Source organism: Vibrio sp. S457-15 (assembly GCF_000960545.1).
Lineage (GTDB): Bacteria > Pseudomonadota > Gammaproteobacteria > Enterobacterales > Vibrionaceae > Vibrio > Vibrio parahaemolyticus.
Map to the genome: position 1 here is coordinate 212099 of NZ_JYOQ01000177.1, position 22987 is coordinate 235085.

Genomic DNA, 22987 nt, shown 5'->3' on the forward strand with positions numbered 1-22987 from the left:
TGCAATTCATATTATTGCAATTATTTGCATTTAAGCTTTTGGAATCAACGTCACTGGCTGCTTAGTCCTAACTGCGTAAATGGGCATCTGATAATTATAATTTTATAAAACCGACACATTTCTGACGCTTTAAGTGTCAGGAAAGGGCTATTTTTTTGTAAGCTTTTCGATTGAATGGCTTTTCGTTGCAACGAGTTTACTATACAATTCGTCACCAGATCGGAGATGCAACCGATTAAATCGTGAACATTTCAATTGCCTCTAGGAGCCAGACCTAGGGGCGGTAGCGTGCCCGAAGTCGTTATAACTCCGAGGTCTCTAAAGCTAAGTATCTGAAAAGTGAAATAACTTTTAATAATAATAAGCATCTAAGTGCATTTCTGGCAAGATTGATTTATAAAAAACGAGAACTATTACAAATTTATGTAATTCCCTTTGTCAGAGGGACGCTCAAAGCTAACAAAGTGGCGAGCAAATGTTGGTTAGGCATAGGTTACAATTTAAATCTCCATTTCTCATACCTATCAAAACCAAATACTAGGTTTATAGAAGTACATAACTACCGGCCCAAACCGTTAGTTAGTGTATTCAGCTTTGTATTTGGCCTGCCTATAAAAGGCTGAGAACCGATGACCGTCACGAGCTAGTGTCGGTGGAACTCAGTTACTTACATATTCAATATTAGAAATTAGCGTTTGCAATGCGTTACAACCCACGTTGGCTAATGTGGTTTTGTCACGCCAAAAAATCACCTGCTCATTCTTAGAGATCGGCGTGTCTAGAGACGAGCGAAGCAAGAATCAGCAGTATCGGACCTGTGATGCAATGGAATCCGTAAAGGGAATCAGTCGGATGCGTTATAGATTTACCTCAAACTTATTTAATAACACAGTTGGCTATCATGAATAATGCATATTTATTTGTATTTATTTTGTCGTTCGTTCTACTTTTTGTTATGCGCAAAGTTGCTAAGCGCGTAGGTCTAGTAGATAAACCCAATGCAAGAAAGCTTCACCAAGGTGTGGTGCCACTTGTAGGAGGGATCTCCATTTTCTCTACTATACTGGTCGGGTTCCTTCTGTTCCTACCAATGAATGACAACCTATCACTCTACTTATCTTGTTCGGCTGTGCTTATAGTGCTCGGTGCATTAGATGACTACTACGATGTAAGTTTCAAAATTCGCCTTATTATCCAAGCCGGAATATCCCTTGCGATGATTTACATCGGAGGCCACAGCTTACACGATTTAGGCTACTTAATGGGGAGCGAAACCATTGCCCTTAATGAAGTCGCTGGCGCAGTGATCACCGTTATTGCGGTAATAGGCGCAATTAACGCATTTAATATGGTTGATGGCATAGACGGCTTGCTGGGCGGGTTAGCTTCGGTCACCTTTACAGCATTAGGTATTGTGTTTGCCTACAACGGAAACGAATATTTAGCCACAATCTGTTTAATGATCGTGACTGCGATGCTTCCTTACATCTTCCTGAACTTAGGTTTCCCACTTGGTCGTCGCTTTAAAATCTTTATGGGTGATGCAGGCAGTATGTTCATTGGCTTTACCGTGGTCTGGATGCTAATTCGTGGCACGCAAGAACCAGGAGCTGTAGCTTTCAAGCCAGTCACTGCTCTGTGGTTAATTGCCTTACCATTGATGGACATGGCAACCATTATGATTCGTCGCGTTCGTAAAGGTCAGTCACCATTCCAACCAGACAGAGAACATCTACACCATATTTGCCAACGTATTGGGCTTTCACCAGGTGCAACGTTAATTTTCATCTGTTCGATGGCATCGATTTGTGCTGCGGTAGGCTTATGGGCTGATTTTACTAATGTAAGTGAATCTACCATGTTCTTCGCCTTTGTAATTCTGTTTGCGTGTTATTTTTCTGTGATTAACCATATTTGGCGTATTTCATCTTGGGTAAATAGATTGTTTGAAAAGAAAATAGAATTAAAAGAACAGAAAATTGATTAATTTGGTAAAACAAACTTTATGTTTAAAATTTTAGCTAAAGTATTAAGTGGCAATATAATATATTTCGGCTCTTCTTGGCTGATGCTTGCATTTACATCTACGTATTATGGTATAGAAGAAATGGGAGTTATGGGGCTTTCTATCTCGGTATGTGCCCCATTGCTTTTGTTGTTTGGCTTATCACCAAGGCAACTAGTGGTAACTGGTGTTATAAAAAATAGAATGATGTTTCAAAGCTCTAGAAATAGTCTTCTTTTTATTTTTTCATTAACGTTAATTCCGATGTCTATGGTTTTAATTGACCAAGAATACATCCTGGTTTTTTTCTTGTTTTCTATATTTAAGGTTGTTGAATCGATATACGAATTAGAATATGCATGGCTTACAAAAGCAAAAGACTTTGAAAGAATATTTTTTATTCAGAAATTTCGTTCAATTCAGTTGGTTTTGTTTATATTAACATCAGTTTTTACTTATAGCCTTAACTTATCAATAATAATAATTATAATATTTAACTTACTTCTAATGATTAAGTTAAATGTTAAGTTTACTCTAGGATTTAAAATAAAAGAAGTTTTAAGTAATGTTAAGATAAGTAGTTTAGTATCAATATCTTCATTCATTACTCTTCTTTATTTAAATATGCCTAGATATTACCTTTCTATAGATGGATTATATGTGGTTGGTATATTTACGGGCTTGGTTAATATAATCAATGTTATGAGGTTGGTTGTTCAATCCGGAACACAATCATTATTACCTTTTTTATCCGATAGTTATATTGAAAATAAAAAAACAAAATTTGTGAAACTCATTTTTAAGCAGTTAGCTTTTATACTATTAGTATCTTCGATATCTTTTGCTTTCTACATCCTTACAGAGGATAAAGCATTAAGGATAATATATGGTAACGACTTCGTGGTTGAGGACGGGTTGATAAAGTTAACATTAATTTATGGTTTTACGTTATGTGTGGCTATGATATTAAATAATGCTGTGACGGCAATGAAACTTTTTAAACATCAATTATATATATCGTCATTTTTATGTATTTCTATGATTACTATCGGTTCGTTGTTAGTTAAAACTTATAGTATCAATGGTGCCTTCCTATCTTTAATTTTTATATCATTAATTCAAATACTTCTTCTTTCGATATCTATTTCTAGAGAGTTATCCTTTACCGAAGGGAAGTGTAATAGATGAGCTTTATTCTCTTTTCAATATTAGGTGTTTTATATTTTATAACATGTTTGTTTTTTTCTTTAGATATAATTTATATTCTATTTTTAATTGTTAGCCTATCACAATTAATAGTTGTTAATGAATCTAAGTTAAAGTACGAGTCGCCTATATTATGGTACTCAACCGCCGTATATTTTTATCATTTTTCTTCACTATTTCTAGCTACTGTTGGATATTATCAATTTGAAAATGCTTTAGAATCATCGATAATATATGGAATTATCTATTATTCATCAGTGGCCCCCCTATTTTTTTGCCGTAAAAGTTCAATTGACAATCAAATTTTAGATAGGTTTGATTTGTTCTTTGAAAAAAACACAATATTCATAACATACTTAATATTTATGGTTCTAACCATATTATCCAATGTGTTCTTCTTTAAAAGTGGCTTCTCTAACAAAGGCGAGGCAATCCTTTCTGGAGGAACCAGATTCAACTTTATATATAATTGGGCTAGTCTGTTTACTCTTCTTTTTATTATTCGCTATAGAAATTCTAAGTTATATTTATATGCGATGGTTTTTAGTTTTATTCTCTTTCTATTTACTTCTCTAAATACCGGAGAGAGGAATGTTGTCCTAAGTTATACGCTGAGTGTAATTATACTTCTTGTCGTTTTTAATAAAATCACCAGACAAAAATCGATTATATTTTTTATTTTGGCCGCTTCTTGTATCCCGATATTACAAGAACTAAAAACAGTATTTGCAAAAGACTTAGGGGACATAATTGCTCACAGAGACTCGATTCCATTTTATGTAAAGTTGTTGCAGGGGGAGTTTAGGAGTGCATCCAGAAATATTGATTGGTTGTTGTCTAGGGAAAGTAGTTATGATATTTCCTACGGACTAAATTTGATAAAAGACATTTTAGTTGGTTTTTCTCCTATATCCACAGGGATCCTGAATAGCCAAACTTGGTTCAATAATACCTTTTTTTCTGAAGTAGTAGCTACAGGGCAAGGATATGGATTCTCTTTGTATGGTTCGTTTTATATAGCTTTCTATTGGCCAGGGTTAGTAATTATATCCATTATTTATTCATGTACTATTGTGATGATCTACAATAATGCTAAGGATAATATATTTTTATTCTTATTGTCTATATTGATGATTACACCTTTAATATATGCACAACGTGGCGACCTTTCTGTTGTATTATCATTTATGATTAAACAAAATTTATTGCCTCTAATTATAGTTTATTTGTTTTCAAGATTATTTAGAAGGGTCTTTTCTTCATGATTGCTTTGAGAGTTATTAGGTTAATTAGAAAAATCATCATTACAACATTATATAAGTTTATCTATTGGAATAGATTTAAAATAAACCCGATAAAGAGCTACTTTGGTGGTTGCATAAATATATCAGATAATGGTGTTATAGTTGTTGGTGAGGGACTTAGAAATAAAAAAAACTTATCATTTAATGTAAGTGGTGGAAAATTATTAATTGGCAAGAAATCATTTTTTAATAATAACGTTTCTATTAATGTTAAAAACAAAATAATTATTGGTGATGATTGTTTGTTTGGTGAAAATATATGTATGTATGATCATAATCACAATTATCAACAATATGACATAAATATTCGAGAACAAGGATTTTCATCAAAAGAGATAAAAATCGGTAATAATGTTTGGATTGGGAGTGGCTCAATTATTTTGTCAGGAGTAGAGATCGGCGATGGCTCAATTATAGCTGCTGGTTCGATAGTTACGAAAAACGTACCATGTAATTCTGTTTTTCTTCAAAAAAGAGATACTATAATTACAAATAAGTAAATTAAATTTATGAAAAGTATATTGTTTATAGATAGCTACTATACTGGTCTAAATGGAGCGCCAGCTAGTATGTTATCCTTAGCCTCTGGGCTTAAATTGAATGGCCATTCTGTTACTATCTCTTCAACAAAATTCGATGGTTTATTGGCTAAAGCAGAAGGATTAGGTCTAAATGTAAAAAGCTTAAATACTCCAACAGTATTACTGCGCTCAAGAAAAGATTTTTCTTTACCCAATAAAATTAGTTATATGTTTGTGTTGTTATATTATTGGTTTTTTCAATTAATTAAAATTAACTTCAATAAGTTTGATACTATATGTATAAATGATATTAGAAGCTTTTTATTACTCTTTCCTATACTGCTTTTAAATAAAAATAAAGCTATATGGTATGTTAGAATTAATGAAAGAATAAAGCTAATATCTTCACTCGCAGCGTTTTTGTCTAAAGAGATAATTCTTATTTCATCAGATTGTATCGATGTTTTGTCTCATACAGAACGAAATAAATATTCAAAGAAAATATCCATATTGCATACTGGATTTAATTTTAATGAAGTCTGTAAAGAAAAAGTCATTGAGATAGAAAAGTCTATACCTAATAAGAATGGAAAGGTTTATATTACAGTCGGCAGTATTTGTCCAAGAAAAAATCAAACGGAAATAATACAATCTTTCAATGAAGTTTGTGAAAATGATGATTTACTCTTACTGATAGGTAGTGCTACTTCTAATGAAGATTTGATTTATGAAAATGAAATGAACTCTAAGATATCAGAATTGAATTTGGAAAATCAAATCATTAGAGTTCCTCATACACCTTATGTACATGAGTACCTATCTATTTCAGATATCTTTCTATTTGCAAGTCATAAAGAAGGTTTGCCTCGAGTTGCTATTGAGGCTTTGCATTCAGGTTGCTTTCTATGCTCTTCGCTTGTAGATGGAATAAGAGATATTATAGATGATAGTAATAAAGGTTTAGTCACTTCAGTAAAACCTAATGATCCTCGTTTTCATTCAGAATTCGTAAACAAAATTCTGTCTATAGATAAGTCTCAACTTTCAGAGCGAGACTTAAGGAAAAATTACATATCAAAAAAGTTTGGTTATGATGAGTTTATTTCTGGGTTTGAAAAAATAGTTTTTAATAAGGATGTTTAACGTGAATAAGAATATCACAAACTTTATCAGAGACTCGTTAAGAGCTCTGCTAGGCATTAAGATCTATAACAAATTAAGATTTATTCTTACACACAAATATTATCCAAGTTTTTCTAATCCTAAAACTTTTTCTGAAAAAATTCAGTATAGAAAGTTTTACGAAGATCCTAATAAGTACTCAAAATTTGCCGATAAATTACAAGTTAGAGATTATATTCAAGATGTTGTTGGTGGTGAGTTTTTAGTCCCTCTTATACTTAGCTCTGAGAAATTAACTTTGTCACAACTAACAGCCTTGCCATCTAAATTTGTTGTTAAATCTAGTAATGGAGGAGGTGGTGTTAATGTTAAAGTTGTTCAAGATAAGAGTAAAGAAGATTTGCATTCGCTATGTGAGCAATTTAATCGATATCTTACATTAATGCCTGGAAAGGGGATTGATGAACTATTCTACGATATAGAAACTCCGACAGTTCTTGTGGAGGAACTTCTGGAAAATAAAGATAACTCTATCTTATTAGATTATAAGTTCCATGTTTTTAATAATGGTGAACTTATACTTTTACAAATAAACTCTGAATATAACACTCCAAACTGTACCAAAACACTATATGATTTAGATGGTAATAAGTATCATATTCAATTCTCAAAATATAAGCATGGGCCTTCTAAAATTAACCTTCCACAAAAATTCTCAGACATGGTTGATATGGTTACTTTGTTATCAAAACCGTTCAATTATGTCCGCGTTGATTTATTTAATGTGGATGGAAAAATATATTTTGGTGAAATGACTTTTTGTCCGGCTAGTGGTTGGGATAAATTTGAGACATACAAGGATGACTTATATCTCGGTAATTTTTGGAAGTAGTGTTACTACTTAAAATTAAATATATTTTGTCTAGTTAGGTTGGCTTGGCTTTTAAATTGGAAACTATAATGAAATATTTAGTAACTGGCGCAGCGGGTTTTATTGGCGCTAAAACCATTGAAGTACTTTTGAGTAAAGGTGCGAGTGTTGTTGGTGTAGATAATATTAATGACTACTATGATGTTAATCTTAAAGAAGCTCGACTACTGACGATCAATAATAGTGAGCGATTCGAATTTGTAAGGATGGATCTCTCGGATAGACAAGCTGTTGCTGATTTCTTCGCTAATAACCAGTTTGATTGTGTTATCCACTTAGCGGCTCAAGCTGGTGTGAGATACTCTATAGAAAACCCGATGGCCTATGCGGATTCTAACTTAGTTGGTCACCTAAACATCCTAGAGGGTTGCCGACATTCAAAAGTTAAGCATTTAGTTTACGCATCGTCATCTTCTGTTTATGGCTTGAATCAAAAAACACCTTTTGAAACGAGTGATACGGTTGACCACCCGGTTTCTTTGTATGCGGCGACGAAGAAATCAAATGAGTTAATGGCACACTCATATTCTCACTTGTATGACTTACCGACGACTGGATTGCGGTTCTTCACCGTTTACGGTCCATGGGGTCGTCCTGACATGGCACCTTTTATTTTCACTAAGAAGATATTAGAGGGCGATACAATTGATATAAACAATAATGGCGATATGTGGCGAGACTTCACTTACATTGACGACATTGTTGAAGGTATTGTACGTATTTCTGAGGTTATCCCTCAAAGAAATGACGAATGGACCGTTGAATCCGGTACGCCTGCTTCTAGTTCTGCTCCATATTCTGTTTACAATATCGGTCACGGTAGTCCAGTTAACCTTATGGACTTCATCACGGAAATCGAATCAGCGCTTGGTATTGAAGCGAAAAAGAACTTCCGCGAGATGCAGCCTGGTGATGTGTATAAGACTTATGCTGATACCTCTGATTTATTCGAAGCGACTGGCTACAAACCTCAAGTTGGTCTTAAACAAGGCGTTCAAGCCTTAGTTGATTGGTATCGCGAGTTTTATAAGGTTTAGGTAGTTAGATGAAAACGGTTGCGATTTCAGCAAATACAAGTTGGTATTTATATAATTTCAGAAGAAACACCATTACGGCGTTGTTGGACGCTGGTTATCAGGTTGTAGCTATAGCTCCTAAAGATGATTATTCACCGAAGCTTGAATCACTTGGAGCAAGCTTTTGTCATATCAACATTGACCAAGGGGGTACAAACCCTGTTAAAGATATTGGTACGTTTTTCTCATTTATCAAAATCTTTAAGAGTGTCAAACCCGATGTGGTACTGAACTTTACTCCAAAGAATAATATCTACGGTACGTTAGCTGGGCATTTTGTTGGCTCTAAGTCGGTTAATAATATTGCCGGTTTAGGTATGGTCTTTATTAATGAAGGCCTTACGTCTAAGATTGCCAAATTGCTGTATAAAATGAGCCAATCTAAAGCAAGTAAGATCTTCTTTCAAAATGAAGACGATAAAACGTTGTTTTTGGATAACCGGTTAGCGCCATCGTATCTTGTTGATCGTTTACCTGGTTCGGGAGCTGATCTCAACCGTTTTCAAGTTAGCCCTGCAAATGATGACGGTGTAATTCGCTTTTTATTGATTGCCAGAATGTTGTACGACAAAGGCATTGGTCACTACGTTGAAGCGGCTCGTGCATTGAAGTTTAAACATGGTGATAAGGTTGAATTTCGATTACTAGGTTTTCTTGATGTTAATAACCCTTCAGCTGTCTCTAGTAGTGATATGCAAAAGTGGGTTGATGAAGGCATTGTAAGTTATCTTGGCACTTCTGACTGTGTAGAAGAGGAGATTGCAAAGGTAGATTGCATGGTGCTTCCTTCATTCTATCGAGAGGGAGTACCTAAATCGTTACTTGAAGCGGCGGCAATGGGGAAACCCATAGTAACAACTGACAATGTTGGTTGTCGTGAAACGGTTGACGATGGAGTCAATGGTTATTTATGTGCTCCTCGTTCGACAGAGAGTTTAATTGAAAAACTGGATTTGGTGATCAACCTCACTCATCAAGAAAGGTTGACAATGGGACAATTCAGTCGTCAAAAAGTTGAACGAGAGTTTGATGAGCAGTTAGTCATACAAAAATACTTGGACGCAGTGGAAGATTGCTTTCAAAAAGAAAAAACTCAAGCAGAAGGCCTCAGTGCTAGTTAGCAAAACTAAATAAAATAAAGAGTTATGATCAAAAAGATTTCAGTGGATGAAGTAACGATAATTACGCTATCGTTGGCTTTTAGTTGTGGCGTCGCGGCAAACGAGTTGCAGACTCTAAATTCTAACCAAAGCTTTAGTGGACTGGTTTTTAACCCTAATGCTCAAGTTAAAGAGTATGGCGACTTTGGTGTATCTTTTGCCCAAGGGCGCCCTTGGCTTGACGAGGTGCAAGGTTTAGATTCTATAAAAGTATCTTTTGGCCTCATTGAAGGGTTAGAGGCTCACGGTAGTATCGTTACTTATGATTATAACTCGAACTGTTTTAAAACAGGCTGTGGCGGTATTCGAGATTTATCATTATCACTGAAGTACCAGGTTCCCAATTTTTGGGGGAATGAGAACTTAGATTTTGCTTTAGGCATGCAAGATGTCGGTGGGGCTGCAAATAAGCTCATGACTAATTTTGCCGTCGCGGATTATACGTTTAATGCACTTCCCTTAAGGATTTCTGCTGGTTTCGGTCAGTCAGAAGAGCGTTTGATGGGTGTTCTAGATGGCCCTTTTGGTGGCTTTGAATACCAACCTTTTGACTTTGTTCAAATAGTAGGAGAGTACGATTCAGTAGAATTCAACTCTTCTATAAAAGTGTTTACTCCCGATAATTTACTGCCTAATGATATAACCGCCTCATTAAGCTACCAGATTTATTCTGGTCATGAATCGGATGGTTCAAGCGTTTGGAGTGCTGCACTCTCGATGCCATTGATAACGGAATACTCTCGCTCTCGCGACTACGCGAAGAATAATATGACGTTAATGGATCGTTTAGTCGTTGAGCAAAACAAAGCGCAACAAGCGTCAATTTCCTCTTTGGTTAGTGCGTTAAAAAATGAAGGCTTCGTTAATGTTCAAGTGGGCGTATCAAATGACAAAGTTGTGGTGGCTGTAGAAAACCGCCGCTACAACCATAATCAAGTTGACGGACTAGGTGTCGCTCTGGGTATTGTGTCGAGTCATTTAGGTCAAAATGCGGCGCAAGATATAGGCGCTGCATCGGATCAATTTGAACTTGTGATGCTTGCCAACCAAAAACCAGTGGTAAGTGTTTTGTCTGACGCTAACTGTTACCAAAGTTTTGTCAATGGTAGCGCAGTTTGTGATGACATTCAGTTTATCACGCGCGATTTGCCTGAAAGATTAGACATGGTTGATTGGAAAACGGAGCGAGTTAATTCAGGTACTTTAGATTCGCAGATCGTGCTTTCTCCTATGGTAAGGCATGGTTTTGCAACCGAGTACGGTGTGTATGATTATTCTTTTGCTATGTCTAGCAACTTATACACCTACCTATGGTCTGGCGCGGCAATTGATGTTCGTCATATTTTACCTTTAGCAGAAAGTGATGATTTTGAAGAAGGTGGGTATTTCGAAGACAGCGCGTACGAGAACGAGATTGATCGTGCAATGGTGCATCAGTTCTTCCGTTTACCATATGTCGATATTGCTAACCAGGTCTCTCTAGGCTTGGTTAAGTCGGATTATATCGGTGCGCGCAGCGAATCAGCTTGGTTCTCTCAATCGGGCAACCATGAGTTGGGACTAGAGATGAGCTATTTCCAGCATCAAGACGAAAAAGATAAAAATGGTTATGCGAACCCAGACCGCCAAACCTTTTTAACTCGTTATACATTCTCTATGCCGGAGTGGGATTGGCAGTTCAATGCAACTGCTGGCGAGTTTTGGAAGGGGGATGTCGGCGCAAAATTCACGACATCACATTGGTTTGAAGACATAGAAGTATCGGCAAGTTATCAGGTGACAAAGTTTAACGATACAGACGAAGAGCAGTTTGTCACTGTGTCAGTAAAGCTGCCATTAACGCCATGGCGTGATATGTCTCCGGGAGTGATACAAGTTCGTGGTAACGAGGCTTATGATTTCAACGTTACGACACGAGTTGGCAACGATACAAACTATTTGGCAGCAGGTCAGGGTGATGAACTCGTGATGGATAATAGTATGCTTCGCCGCTACTTTAACCGAGGCCGTTATGGTCAAGAGTACTTTGAGCAGAACAAGCTTCGCATTCGCAATGCTTATTTGCGTTACTTGGGTACTCAATTGAATTAAGTTGTGTTGCTAGTTAGGCTTTTAGTTAATCACCGCACTCTACCGAGAGTGTCGGTGTTTTGATATGCTAGCGTCAGTTAAATAATAGGAAATAAAAATGAAAATTGCTGTAGCAGGCACGGGCTACGTCGGTTTGTCCAATGCCATGTTATTGTCACAAAACCATGAGGTTGTGGCGGTTGATATCATCCAAGAAAAAGTGGACTTGTTGAATGACAAGAAATCTCCAATTGTTGATGCGGAAATCGAACATTTCCTTGCAAACAAAGAACTCAACTTTATCGCGACGCTAGATAAAGAGCTGGCTTACAAAGACGCAGAGTTTGTTGTTATTGCCACACCAACGGATTATGACCCTCAAACGAACTACTTTAATACTTCTTCAGTTGAAGCAGTGATTAAAGATGTCATGGCAATTAATCCAGATGCGGTTATGGTGATTAAGTCGACTGTACCTGTGGGTTATACTGCGCGTATTAAAGAGGAGCTCGGTTGTCAGAATGTTATGTTCTCTCCAGAGTTTCTTCGCGAAGGCAAAGCACTTTACGATAACCTCCACCCGTCTCGCATTATCGTTGGTGAGCGTAGCGAACGTGCAGAGAAGTTCGCTAACCTTTTAGTTGAAGGTGCAGTAAAAGAAGACATCTCGGTTTTGTTTACTGACTCTACAGAAGCAGAAGCGGTTAAGTTGTTCTCAAACACATACCTCGCGATGCGCGTAGCTTATTTCAATGAGTTAGATTCGTATGCTGAAGCTCACAACCTTGATGCTCGCCAAATTATAGAAGGTGTTGGCTTAGACCCTCGTATTGGCAATCACTACAACAACCCGTCATTCGGTTATGGTGGTTACTGCTTACCAAAAGATACAAAGCAATTGTTAGCAAACTACCAAGAAGTTCCTAATAACATCATTGGTGCAATTGTTGATGCAAACCGTACTCGTAAAGATTTTATTGCAGACTCTATTATCAAACGTCAGCCAAAAGTAGTGGGCATTTACCGCTTAATTATGAAAGCTGGTTCAGATAACTTCCGCGCTTCGTCTATTCAAGGCATTATGAAACGTATTAAAGCGAAAGGTATTGAAGTAGTGGTTTACGAGCCGGTACTGCAGGAAGATGAGTTCTTCCACTCTGCCGTTATCCGCGATATTGAAGAGTTCAAACAAATGTCTGATGTTATTGTTTCTAACCGCATGGTTGAGGAGCTTGCTGATGTGGCTGATAAAGTTTACACCCGTGACCTGTTTGGTAGCGATTAATTAGTTTTTGTATTCAAAATAATGTAATAGGCTCCCTCAGAGGAGCCTTTTTTTAGTTGGTAATGGTTATGATTAAAAAATGTTTATTCCCAGCGGCGGGTTACGGTACACGTTTCCTTCCTGCAACTAAGTCGATGCCGAAAGAAATGATGCCAGTGGTGAATAAGCCATTGATTGAATACGGTGTTGAAGAAGCGATTGAAGCCGGTATGGACGGTATGTGCATCGTCACCGGTCGTGGTAAGCACTCGTTAATGGATCACTTTGATAAAAACTACGAGTTAGAGCATCAAATTAGCGGTACAAGTAAAGAAGCGCTGCTTGATGATATTCGTTCTTTGATTGATTCTGCGAGTTACACTTACATCCGTCAGCGTGAAATGAAAGGCTTAGGTCACGCTATTCTTACGGGACGTGAACTGGTCGGTGATGAACCGTTTGCTGTTGTGCTCGCGGATGACCTTTGTGTGAATGAGGACCAAGGCGTTCTAGCTCAAATGGTTGAGCTGTACAAACAGTTCCGCTGTTCAATCGTTGCGGTACAAGAAGTGCCGGAATCAGAAACGCATAAATACGGTGTGATTGCTGGCGAGATGATCAAAGATGATATCTTCCGCATTGATAACATGGTGGAAAAGCCAGAACCAGGCACTGCACCTAGCAATCTAGCGATTATTGGTCGTTACATTCTGACACCTGATATCTTTGAGCTGATTGAAAATACAGAGCCGGGCAAAGGTGGCGAGATTCAAATCACCGATGCGCTGATGCAACAAGCTCAATCTGGTTGTGTTTTGGCATACAAATTTAAAGGTCAGCGCTTTGATTGCGGTAGCGTAGAAGGCTACATTGAAGCCACAAATTACTGCTACGAGAACCTTTATAAGAAAGACTCCAGCGCGGAGCTCGCGCAAAAGCCAACCGTGAAAATTGCCGAGCCAGCGTAGGTCGAAGCTTTCTATTAGGTACTCCGACGGTACAACACAAACAAAAAGGGATGCATGATGCATCCCTTTGTTATTTCTGCTTAATAAAAGCGAAATTAAGCTTTAGCTGCTGCCGCTGCTTTAGCGATTGCTGCGAAGCTCTTAGCGTCTAGAGAAGCGCCGCCAACTAGAGCACCGTCGATGTCTGGTTGTGAGAAGTAAGCTTCAGCGTTTTCTGGCTTAACAGAACCGCCGTATTGGATGATTACTTGTGCTGCAACTGCTTCGTCTTTCGCTGCGATTAGTGCGCGGATAGAAGCGTGGATGCGTTGTGCATCTTCAGCTGTTGCTGCTTTACCAGTACCGATAGCCCAGATTGGTTCGTAAGCGATGATCGCGCCGTTTAGAGCTTCAACACCGTAAGTGTCGATCACTGCGTTGATTTGACGTGCACATACTGCTTCAGTTTCGCCAGCTTCGTTTTGAGCTTCAGATTCACCGATACAGAAAACAGGCGTTAGGCCGTTTTCTTTTAGGAAGTTGAATTTCTTAGCGATGAACTCGTCAGATTCGTTGTGGTATTCACGACGCTCTGAGTGACCGATGATGATGTGAGTAGCACCGAAATCTTTCAGCATTTCTGGAGACATGTCGCCAGTGAAAGCACCGCTGTTGTTTAGGTCAGTGTTTTGAGCACCTAGGATGATCTTGTTACCGCCTTCAGCGATTAGACGCTCAGCTAGGTCGATGTAAAGTGCTGGTGGAGCTACTGCTACGTCAACACCTTCAACGCCTTCAAGCTCAGCGTTAAGACCAGTTAGCAGCTCAGTTACCATTGCTTTGCTGCCGTTTAGTTTCCAGTTACCCATCACTACAGGACGACGCATAGGAATATCTCCCTTATCTTTAATGTAAATAGTCTATTAATGTAAAAAATCTACGTAGGAATATAACAGAATAATATGAACAGATCATGATTGGTATCATGTCTTATGTGGCTTTCTCTCTCCGTCTGGAGTCGAAGTTGTTCTGTTATTTTTATCAAAAGCAATCGATTGGTGATCGCGTAGACAGAATGATAGTTCATTCCTCGGAAATTGCTGGCTAGATTGGTATTACTACGCACTGAATTTTTTATGTTGTAGAAAGGAATCAAAATGCCAAACTTAGTTTTAGAGTATTCGAACTCAGTGGAAGAGCGAGTCAATGTACAAGGTTTGCTGGAAGACTTACATAAAGCTGCGTTAGAGAGTGGCCTTTTTGAGTTGGCCTCTGTGAAATCAAGAACGTTAAGATGTCATAACTGGCTAATTGGTGAAGCGGGTGACAGCCTCGATTTTATCCATATCAATTTTGATTTGTTGTCTGGCCGAACGCCTGGACAAAAGCGAGAATTATCGCGAGCTTTAATGGCTGTGCTTCAAGAACAGGCAAGTCATGTACACAGTTTAACGGTTAACATTAGAGATATGGATGTGGACAGCTTTCAAAAAGTGGTGAACTGAATATAAGGCTTGGCCGATGTTGTTCACGACTTGTTGTTTCTTCCCAAATTAACCCGACTCGGCTAATCTGTATTTTTTTTTCTATTTTTGGATAAAAATTGATGTCGACTAAAGAGTTACTGTTTTCGTTTCACGGACGTATCGATCGCAAAACCTATTGGATTTGGAATGTGATTTACTACATTTCGATTATAGGTTTTGGTGCGGGTATCAGTAAGTTGTTTCCTGCGTTTTCTTACCTGTTACTGCCAATATTCTTGTTGGTACTGCTCATTCCTGATTTGGCTATTACGACAAAGAGATGGCATGACCGCAACAAATCGATTTACTGGTTAGGCTTGAATATTCCTTTGGTGATTGGTCGCATCGCAACGCCGATGACAAGCCCAATGGCGCAAGAGCCTTCAACGCCACAGCTGTTCATTGCTTCGATTTCATTAATTTGTGGGCTTTGGATTTTGATTGAGTGTGGTTTTTTGAAAGGCACATCAGGCCCGAATAAATACGGTCCTGAGCCACAGTGATTTATGAATGTGGGAGTCTGCCTAAGGTGTAACTCTCACATCAGTAGAAATCGTTTCTGTTGAAGGCGACTACGTTGTCTGTTTTAACCGACGTCGCTTTTCCTTGTAATGCTTCTCTGAACTTCGTGACTTGTTTTTGTAGTTCATTCATTAGCACGACGTTGGTGTGATGAGGGTTTTTACAGTTGCGAATCACACGATCAATATGGCTTTGCTGAGCCAATAAGCGTGGTTGCATCGTTTCTGAGGCGCTTTCTATCATTTCTTTTGCCATCTCGTGGCGAAATTGTTCAAAGCCTTCTGGATCGCTTTCGGCCATCTGAACCAGTTCATCAAATGAGGGTAATACTTGCGTTGCGTGAGTATGTAGAGTTCTCATCCCTTTCTCCAAATCCATATGGATACTCGTGTTCAATACTACAAGCGTACACCACAGGAATCAGAGTAAAGGATGAATCATTGGCCTGTCTCATTTATAAGAGAGAGCGAAAGGGCCGAAATCTAAGCGCGGATTCGGTAAACGCAGCGACGTTGACCGCTAATGATATGCTCGGTACGCTCGACGGTCGTGTCGTCTCCGAGTAAGGACTGGAACACACTCAGTTCAGATTTGCATAAACTAGGGCAACGCGTGGCGGCTTTACAAATCGGGCAGTGATTCTCGATCAAGATAAACCCGTGCTCATCTTGTTCAAGCTCTGCCATGTAGCCTTCTTTTTCGCGCAGAAAAACCAAAGTTTCCAGTTTGCTTTCTAAAGACTTACATTGGTCGAGGTGCTGGCGATAGTTTTGTAAAGTCAGTTTTTCGCGCTCGGAGGTAACTTTGTCGAGGCCATCTTTACCGAAGATGTGTTCCACGGCTTCGATAAATTGGATGGTGAGTTCGCCATGACGATCGGCGAATTGCTCGTGTCCCTTCTGGGTTAAAGACCAATGGCGAGTAGGGCGTCCGACTTTGACTTTTACATCGTGAATCGACAGGATTCCATCATCTTCTAAACCTTGCAGGTGCTGGCGAGCACCCATGGTTGTCATCCCAAGCTCAGAAGAGAGTTGTTTTGCAGTGACAGACCCGTCACGCTTAACGATTTGCAATATCCTATCTACGGTCTTCATATTCCCACCATTTGTATTTCCGTACACATTATGCGCGATAGGCTTAGTAAAGAAAAGTGTTGACTTAACTTGAGTGGGGATTTGGTGAGCCAAAAACAAAAAGGGCCGGCACTTTGCCAACCCTTTTCGATGCTGAACCCAAAAATTACAGAATGATATCGCGAATTTCTGGATCTTTGCGCTCTAAGTAATGGGTCGACTTGATACGGCGAATGGTACGGCAACGGCCTCGCACGAGTAGCGTCTCTGTTGTCGCAATATTACCTTGGCGAGAAATTCCCTCTAGCAAATCACCTTTTGTAATGCCTGTTGCTGAGAAGACGACGTTGTCGCTGCGCGCCATGTCTTCCATTTTTAGGACGACGTTGGCTTTTACGCCCATTTCTTCACAACGTTGTAGTTCAGCTGCGCCGTAAATACGGTTTTCTTCTGTGTCGCCTTTCACTTCGTGGCGAGGTAGAAGGCGGCCATGCATGTCACCATCAAGTGCGCGAATCACCGCTGCGGATACCACCCCCTCTGGTGCACCGCCAATGCAGTACATGAGGTCCACTTCACTATCTGGCATACACGTTAGGATGGAAGCAGCAACGTCGCCATCTGGCACCGCGAAAACACGCACACCCATCGCTTGCATTTCAGCTATCACATCATCGTGGCGAGGTTTTGCTAGAGTGATGACAACCAGAGTGTCCAGCGTTTTATTCAGCGCGCTAGCAACGTTTTCTAGGTTTTCTTGCAACGGCTTTTCTAGATCGATCACGCCTTTCGCACCTGGGCCAACAACCAGTTTTTCCATGTACATGTCAGGTGCTTTTAAAAAGCTGCCTTTTTCACCCGCGGCAAGCACTGCCAATGCGTTTGATTGACCCATTGCGGTCATGCGAGTGCCTTCAATAGGGTCAACAGCGATATCCACTTCATCGCCACCTAGACCAACTTTCTCACCGATGTATAGCATTGGTGCATCATCGATTTCACCTTCACCAATGACAATTTCACCACTGATGTCTGTTTTGTTCAGTAGAGTGCGCATAACTTCAACAGCAGCGCCATCGGCTGCGTTTTTGTCACCACGGCCAAGCCATTTGTAACCAGCGAGTGCTGCACCTTCAGTTACACGAGAAAATGCCATTGCTAAATCGCGTTTCATGATGTCTCCAAGTAAGCAATAGGGAAGAGGAATTTGCGCGGCGATTCTATCACAACGGCACTTAAACGTTTGCCTTTTTGCTGAGCTTTTACTTTAACTAAGTTGAATTTGATCAATACTTGGGTGATTTTTTGTCGCGGAGAGGCGTAAACACCTTGCACAAAAATGCTTCGCCGATAAGAAAAGTCAGCGTTTAGTGAGATTGCGCCGATTTTTTAACCGAATGATGCGAAATATCGAATATAGTGAGTGTTTCTCATCGCGACGCTGAGTAGAATGACCTTATATAGGTAAGCTGCACGCCAATCTCGTGCATCGTCCCAACGGAATAACATAGGTAGGCCAAGATGTCTTTTGAAGTACTAGAACAACTAGAATCTAAAATTCAAACTGCAGTTGACACAATCACTCTTCTTCAGATGGAAGTTGAAGAGCTGAAAGAAGACAAAGTAAAACTAGAAGCAGAAGCAAACGAGCTTCGTTCTCAACGTGAAGATCTAGAGCAAAAAGCTCAGCAAGCTCAGCAAGAGCACGCACAGTGGCAGGAGCGCATTCGTGCACTACTTGGCAAAATGGACGAAGTGGAATAATTTCACTTCTTCATCCAGAATTAAAAACACCCGCTTCGGCGGGTGTTTGTGTATTTGGGTATGAGTAGCGCTTTAGTCAACGAAAAGTGACTGGCTACTGGAAGCTACTCTTCGACCGTATCATCTAACTCAAGGTCAATATTAAGTGGCTCTGGAGATAGGATGATGCCAGTGTTGTCGGCGTAGATGTAATCTTCTGGAAGGAAGCTAACGCCGCCGAAATTTACGGGTACATCTAGCTCACCAATGCCCTGGTTTGCCGCGCCAACAGGAATTGATGCCAAAGCTTGAATGCCGAGGTTCATGTCTTCTAGTTCATCGACTTCACGGACACAACCGTAAACGACAATGCCTTCCCACTCGTTTTCTTCTGCAATCGCAGCAATTTCTGCATCGATGAGCGCTTTACGTAAGGAACCGCCACCGTCAATCAACAACACACGCCCAAGACCATCTTGCTCTAAGGTTTCGCGGATCAGTGAGTTGTCTTCAAAACACTTAATGGTGGTGATTTGCCCGGCAAATGACGCGCGTCCGCCAAAATTACTGAACATTGGTTCAACCACATCAACCTGATCAAGGTAGATATCGCAGAGTGCTGAGGTATTGTATTCCATAGCGTACCTTTCTAAACAGAAACTGGTTGTCTTTGAGTATATCTAGGCATTAAGTCAATGCAATGACAATCCTTTTTTAACTTACCAGAGTTTGAGCTACCACAATTGTTGCAAACAAAACGTTAGTGACTAATGAGCATTTTACGATAACTGGCAGCATTGGAGCGATTTGTGCAGGTTTTTCTGTATCCCAAACGGCTTTACCATGATGAATGACGACATAAACGCTCAACAAGAAGGGTAGGCTAATCCACAGTGGTTTGTCTTGAATTAACAAGTAAGCCGCAAACGCTAAAATAGCCCCCCCAAGTAAGATAAAGTGGTACTGCTTGGCTTTGTGTTGACCCAAACGGACGGCGACCGTGCGCTTTCCACATTCGCGATCGTTCTCGATATCACGCATGTTGTTGATGTTCAGTACCGCTACCGCGAGTAAACCACAGCCCAGAGCTGGTAAGAATAGAGTGGTGTCTACATGCCCAGTATGCAGGAAGTATGTACCAGATACGCCTAGCAGACCAAAGAACAGGAATACGGAAATATCGCCTAAGCCGACATAACCGTAGGGCTTACTGCCCATCGTGTAAGCAATCGCCGCGATAATGGCAAGAATACCCAAACCGATGAAGGTGATGATGCTTTCTGGCGAGCTCAGCGCGTAAAACACCAAAACCAAGCCTGAGATGGCGGTAAGCACGATATTAAAAATGATCGCCTGTTTCATCTGTTTGGCACTAACGGCGCCGGTCTGCATTGCACGCTGTGGACCTAAACGGTTTTCATTGTCGGTGCCTTTTACTGCATCGCCATAGTCGTTGGCTAAGTTCGATAGAATTTGCAATAAGGTTGCCGTAGCAAAGGCCATAATTGCGATGGTCAAAGAGAAATGACCGGCTGAGTATGCAAGTACGCTACCAGTTAGAATAGACACCAGAGCGAGAGGCAATGTTTTAGGGCGAGCGGCTTCAAGCCAGATCTGCAAAGATTGTTTCATGGAAATTTCGTGCTAGTAACCAATGTGCCCAGTATAAGCACAAAGCAGCAGATACGCTATTGACCTAAAACAAGGCAGGCATGACTGTTGGTACGTATCTGAGAATAATCTTTACGCAAATGCCCGAAAAACAAAAAGGCTACCTCTTTCGAGATAGCCTTTAAAATCAAGGTGAAATCTGAGTTTACAGAATAAAGCGACTTAGGTCTTCGTTTTCGATCGTATCGCCTAAACGTTCTTTAACGTAAGCTGCATCAATCACAAACTTAGCACCAGATTGCTCTGCTGCATCGTAAGAGATTTCGTCCATCAGACGTTCCATCACGGTATGTAGACGACGAGCACCAATGTTTTCTGTGGTTTCGTTTACCGTCCATGCCGCTTCTGCGATTTGCGTGATACCGTCTTCGGTAAATTCGATATCGACGTTTTCTGTCTTCATCAGCGCAATGTATTGTTCAGTCAGCGACGCTTTAGGCTCAGTCAAAATACGTTTAAAGTCGTGGCTGCTCAGAGCTTCCAATTCCACGCGGATTGGCAGACGGCCTTGCAGTTCTGGAATGAGATCAGATGGCTTGGCAACTTGGAATGCACCGGATGCAACAAACAGAATGTGGTCTGTTTTTACCATGCCGTGTTTGGTTGAAACGGTACTGCCTTCAATCAGAGGAAGTAAGTCACGTTGCACACCTTCACGAGACACGTCCGGGCCAGAGCTTTCGCCGCGTTTACAAATCTTGTCGATTTCATCAATGAAAACAATACCGTTGTTTTCTACGTTGAAAATCGCGGCTTCTTTTAGCTCTTCTTGGTTTACAAGTTTTGCAGCTTCCTCTTCTGCTAGCGCTTTCATCGCGTCTTTGATTTTCAGCTTACGCTTTTTCTTGGTGTCGCCGGCAAGGTTTTGGAACATACCTTGTAGCTGGTTGGTCATTTCTTCCATACCAGGAGGTGCCATGATCTCCACACCCATTTGAGGCGCTGCTACATCGATTTCGATTTCTTTGTCGTCTAGCTGACCTTCACGCAGTTTTTTACGGAAGATTTGGCGAGTGTTTGAGGTGTCTTCTTTCTGCTCGACTTGACCCCAGCTATCGCGTGCTGGTGGCAGTAGTGCATCGAGAATGCGCTCTTCAGCTTGCTCTTCCGCGCGGAATTTTACTTTTTCCATCGCTTGTTGGTGGGTCATCTTCACAGCGACATCAGTCAGGTCACGAATGATGGTTTCGACTTCTTTACCAACATAGCCCACTTCGGTGAACTTTGTTGCTTCAACTTTGATGAATGGCGCATTGGCTAGTTTAGCTAGACGACGAGCGATCTCTGTCTTACCAACACCAGTTGGACCAATCATCAGAATGTTCTTCGGTGTGACTTCGACGCGCAAGCTTTCTTCTAGCTGCATGCGACGCCAGCGGTTACGAAGGGCAATCGCAACCGAACGTTTTGCTTTGTCTTGACCAATGATGTGACGGTTCAGTTCATGAACGATTTCGCGAGGGGTCATTTCAGACATATTCTTTCCTTACTTCGTTACGATTACGCGGCTGGGGTTTCAGGCTCTGCAGTTGAGTTTAGCTCTTCTACGGTGTGGTGATGGTTGGTGAATACACAGATATCACCAGCGATGTTCAGTGCCTTTTCCGCGATTTCACGTGCATCTAAGTCAGTATTTTCTAAAAGGGCAGTTGCGGCTGCTTGTGCGTATGCACCACCAGAACCAATCGCAATCAAATCATTTTCTGGCTGAACGACATCGCCGTTACCAGTGATGATGAGTGATGCTGTTTCGTCTGCAACAGCAAGCAACGCTTCTAATTTGCGAAGAGCTCGGTCGCTGCGCCAGTCTTTTGCCAGTTCTACGGCTGCTTTCGTCAGATGGCCCTGGTGCATTTGTAGTTTGCTTTCAAAGCGCTCAAATAGGGTGAAGGCGTCCGCTGTACCGCCAGCAAAACCAGCAAGCACTTTATTGTTGTATAGGCGGCGAACTTTGCGCGCGTTACCTTTCATGACGGTATTGCCTAGAGATACTTGGCCATCACCCGCGATGACGACTTTGTTATTTCGACGTACAGATACAATGGTAGTCACAGTCGACCTCTTAATTATTTCTCTTTGGATTTAATTCAGTATATGGGGGAGAGGAACTTGGGATTCAAGGGGAGGGCGTTTTTCACATTTGCTAACGCTGATGATGCCAATAACACGCGAGGAATAAAAAAGACCAACAGCGAATGCGGTTGGTCTTTGGAGATTAGAAGTTTTCTTTCCAAATTGCGCACGGTTCGATTTTCGCGCGTTGCAATTTGTGGCGATCTTTTTCTGCATCGCGTTTGAACTTGTACGGGCCAAGTACAACACGGTACCAAGAACTGCCTTCTTTCTTACGAATTTTGCTCGAAAGACCTTGGAAAGCAATAGTCAGTTTTCGTTCTTCGGCCTGCGCTTGGGTTTTGTAAGCGCCACACTGCATTACGTATGGGATTTTAGATACTTCGATTTCTTTAGCGACGACTTCCACTTCTCGCTTGGGTAAAGATTCGACGTATTCCCACTTCTCTTCAGGTGGTGGTGGCAAATCCTTTTTCGGCTTTGGCTTACTGACGGTCGTGGTAGGTTGTTGAACCACGGGTGGTTTCGGTTCTGGATCGTTACTTAATAAATACAGACCATAGCCAAAACCGCCCACAAGCAAGATTGCAAGTAGACCACTACGCCAAGGTTTTCTTTTGGGAGGTTGTTTTTTTGTCGACTTTTTTGGAGCGCCTCGCCCCCGTCTCACATAATCTCTGTTTGCCACGGTTACTTCTGGTCATCAAGGATTCTTCCAAATATGGTAATCCAGAACGGGTCGAGAAAACACCCTATTGATGTAATCTTGA

The 22987-nt window shown here is 40.5% G+C and carries 23 protein-coding genes; 14 read left to right on the plus strand and 9 right to left on the minus strand.

Annotated features, from left to right (window positions below):
- Positions 1-901: 901 nt before the first annotated feature.
- From wecA to galU, 11 genes are all read left to right on the plus strand, one after another.
- Positions 902-1987, plus strand: a complete 1086-nt coding sequence (wecA, locus tag UF05_RS20605) for a UDP-N-acetylglucosamine--undecaprenyl-phosphate N-acetylglucosaminephosphotransferase (protein WP_045544818.1) — start codon at positions 902-904, stop codon at positions 1985-1987.
- Positions 1988-2005: 18 nt separating this feature from the next.
- The gene (locus tag UF05_RS20610) at positions 2006-3193 is read left to right on the plus strand and encodes a lipopolysaccharide biosynthesis protein (RefSeq protein ID WP_045544819.1); all 1188 of its coding nucleotides are present in this window, start codon (positions 2006-2008) and stop codon (positions 3191-3193) included.
- Positions 3190-4476, plus strand: a complete 1287-nt coding sequence (locus UF05_RS20615; protein WP_045544820.1) for an O-antigen polymerase — start codon at positions 3190-3192, stop codon at positions 4474-4476. Before UF05_RS20610 ends, UF05_RS20615 begins: the two co-directional genes overlap by 4 nt.
- Complete coding sequence (locus UF05_RS26700) at positions 4473-5015, plus strand: acyltransferase (RefSeq protein ID WP_045544821.1); 543 nt, start codon at positions 4473-4475, stop codon at positions 5013-5015. The genes UF05_RS20615 and UF05_RS26700 overlap by 4 nt, the downstream gene beginning before the upstream one ends.
- Before the next feature lie 9 nt (positions 5016-5024).
- Complete coding sequence (locus tag UF05_RS20625) at positions 5025-6179, plus strand: glycosyltransferase family 4 protein (protein ID WP_045544822.1); 1155 nt, start codon at positions 5025-5027, stop codon at positions 6177-6179.
- A gap of 1 nt (position 6180) precedes the next feature.
- Complete coding sequence (locus UF05_RS20630) at positions 6181-7050, plus strand: ATP-grasp fold amidoligase family protein (protein WP_048852682.1); 870 nt, start codon at positions 6181-6183, stop codon at positions 7048-7050.
- A gap of 68 nt (positions 7051-7118) precedes the next feature.
- Entirely contained in the window at positions 7119-8126 is a 1008-nt protein-coding gene (locus UF05_RS20635; RefSeq protein ID WP_045544824.1) for an NAD-dependent epimerase, read from the plus strand.
- Between the two features lie 8 nt (positions 8127-8134).
- Entirely contained in the window at positions 8135-9286 is a 1152-nt protein-coding gene (locus tag UF05_RS20640; protein ID WP_045544825.1) for a glycosyltransferase family 4 protein, read from the plus strand.
- Positions 9287-9310: 24 nt separating this feature from the next.
- Complete coding sequence (locus UF05_RS20645) at positions 9311-11416, plus strand: YjbH domain-containing protein (RefSeq protein ID WP_048852683.1); 2106 nt, start codon at positions 9311-9313, stop codon at positions 11414-11416.
- A gap of 97 nt (positions 11417-11513) precedes the next feature.
- Positions 11514-12680, plus strand: coding sequence for a nucleotide sugar dehydrogenase (locus UF05_RS20650; RefSeq protein ID WP_025604212.1), 1167 nt, complete (start codon positions 11514-11516; stop codon positions 12678-12680).
- Between the two features lie 68 nt (positions 12681-12748).
- Positions 12749-13627: a UTP--glucose-1-phosphate uridylyltransferase GalU gene (gene galU, locus UF05_RS20655; RefSeq protein WP_045544886.1), complete on the plus strand. Its 879-nt coding sequence runs from the start codon at positions 12749-12751 to the stop codon at positions 13625-13627.
- A 95-nt stretch (positions 13628-13722) separates the two neighbouring features.
- On the opposite strand, the gene tpiA is transcribed toward galU, so the two are convergent.
- Positions 13723-14493 carry a triose-phosphate isomerase gene (tpiA, locus tag UF05_RS20660; protein WP_005466271.1) on the minus strand — a complete coding sequence of 257 codons (771 nt, stop codon included), beginning with the start codon at positions 14491-14493 and terminating at the stop codon, positions 13723-13725.
- Between the two features lie 270 nt (positions 14494-14763).
- On the opposite strand from tpiA, the gene UF05_RS20665 reads away from it, so the two are divergent.
- Together UF05_RS20665 and UF05_RS20670 are read left to right on the plus strand one after the other, a co-directional pair.
- Positions 14764-15111: a 5-carboxymethyl-2-hydroxymuconate Delta-isomerase gene (locus tag UF05_RS20665; RefSeq protein ID WP_015296167.1), complete on the plus strand. Its 348-nt coding sequence runs from the start codon at positions 14764-14766 to the stop codon at positions 15109-15111.
- Between the two features lie 101 nt (positions 15112-15212).
- On the plus strand, positions 15213-15635 hold the full coding sequence (locus tag UF05_RS20670; RefSeq protein ID WP_025635470.1) for a DUF805 domain-containing protein: 423 nt from the start codon (positions 15213-15215) through the stop codon (positions 15633-15635).
- Positions 15636-15675: 40 nt separating this feature from the next.
- On the opposite strand, the gene UF05_RS20675 is transcribed toward UF05_RS20670, so the two are convergent.
- From UF05_RS20675 to glpX, 3 genes are all read right to left on the minus strand, one after another.
- Positions 15676-16032, minus strand: coding sequence for a DUF3135 domain-containing protein (locus UF05_RS20675; RefSeq protein WP_045544826.1), 357 nt, complete (start codon positions 16030-16032; stop codon positions 15676-15678).
- A gap of 104 nt (positions 16033-16136) precedes the next feature.
- On the minus strand, positions 16137-16751 hold the full coding sequence (locus tag UF05_RS20680) for a helix-turn-helix transcriptional regulator (protein ID WP_045544827.1): 615 nt from the start codon (positions 16749-16751) through the stop codon (positions 16137-16139).
- Positions 16752-16896: 145 nt separating this feature from the next.
- Entirely contained in the window at positions 16897-17904 is a 1008-nt protein-coding gene (gene glpX, locus UF05_RS20685; protein ID WP_045544828.1) for a class II fructose-bisphosphatase, read from the minus strand.
- Between the two features lie 347 nt (positions 17905-18251).
- On the opposite strand from glpX, the gene zapB reads away from it, so the two are divergent.
- Positions 18252-18494 (plus strand): cell division protein ZapB, encoded by a 243-nt coding sequence (gene zapB / locus UF05_RS20690; protein WP_005481417.1) that lies wholly within the window; start codon positions 18252-18254, stop codon positions 18492-18494.
- Between the two features lie 104 nt (positions 18495-18598).
- On the opposite strand, the gene rraA is transcribed toward zapB, so the two are convergent.
- From rraA to ftsN, 5 genes are all read right to left on the minus strand, one after another.
- Complete coding sequence (gene rraA / locus UF05_RS20695) at positions 18599-19111, minus strand: ribonuclease E activity regulator RraA (RefSeq protein WP_005457192.1); 513 nt, start codon at positions 19109-19111, stop codon at positions 18599-18601.
- 76 nt (positions 19112-19187) lie between these two features.
- Positions 19188-20105 carry a 1,4-dihydroxy-2-naphthoate polyprenyltransferase gene (locus UF05_RS20700; protein ID WP_005457195.1) on the minus strand — a complete coding sequence of 306 codons (918 nt, stop codon included), beginning with the start codon at positions 20103-20105 and terminating at the stop codon, positions 19188-19190.
- Between the two features lie 184 nt (positions 20106-20289).
- Positions 20290-21621 (minus strand): HslU--HslV peptidase ATPase subunit, encoded by a 1332-nt coding sequence (hslU, locus tag UF05_RS20705; RefSeq protein ID WP_005489452.1) that lies wholly within the window; start codon positions 21619-21621, stop codon positions 20290-20292.
- A 23-nt stretch (positions 21622-21644) separates the two neighbouring features.
- Positions 21645-22196 (minus strand): ATP-dependent protease subunit HslV, encoded by a 552-nt coding sequence (gene hslV / locus UF05_RS20710; RefSeq protein ID WP_025789387.1) that lies wholly within the window; start codon positions 22194-22196, stop codon positions 21645-21647.
- 163 nt (positions 22197-22359) lie between these two features.
- Entirely contained in the window at positions 22360-22905 is a 546-nt protein-coding gene (gene ftsN / locus UF05_RS20715) for a cell division protein FtsN (RefSeq protein ID WP_045544829.1), read from the minus strand.
- Positions 22906-22987 lie beyond the last annotated feature (82 nt).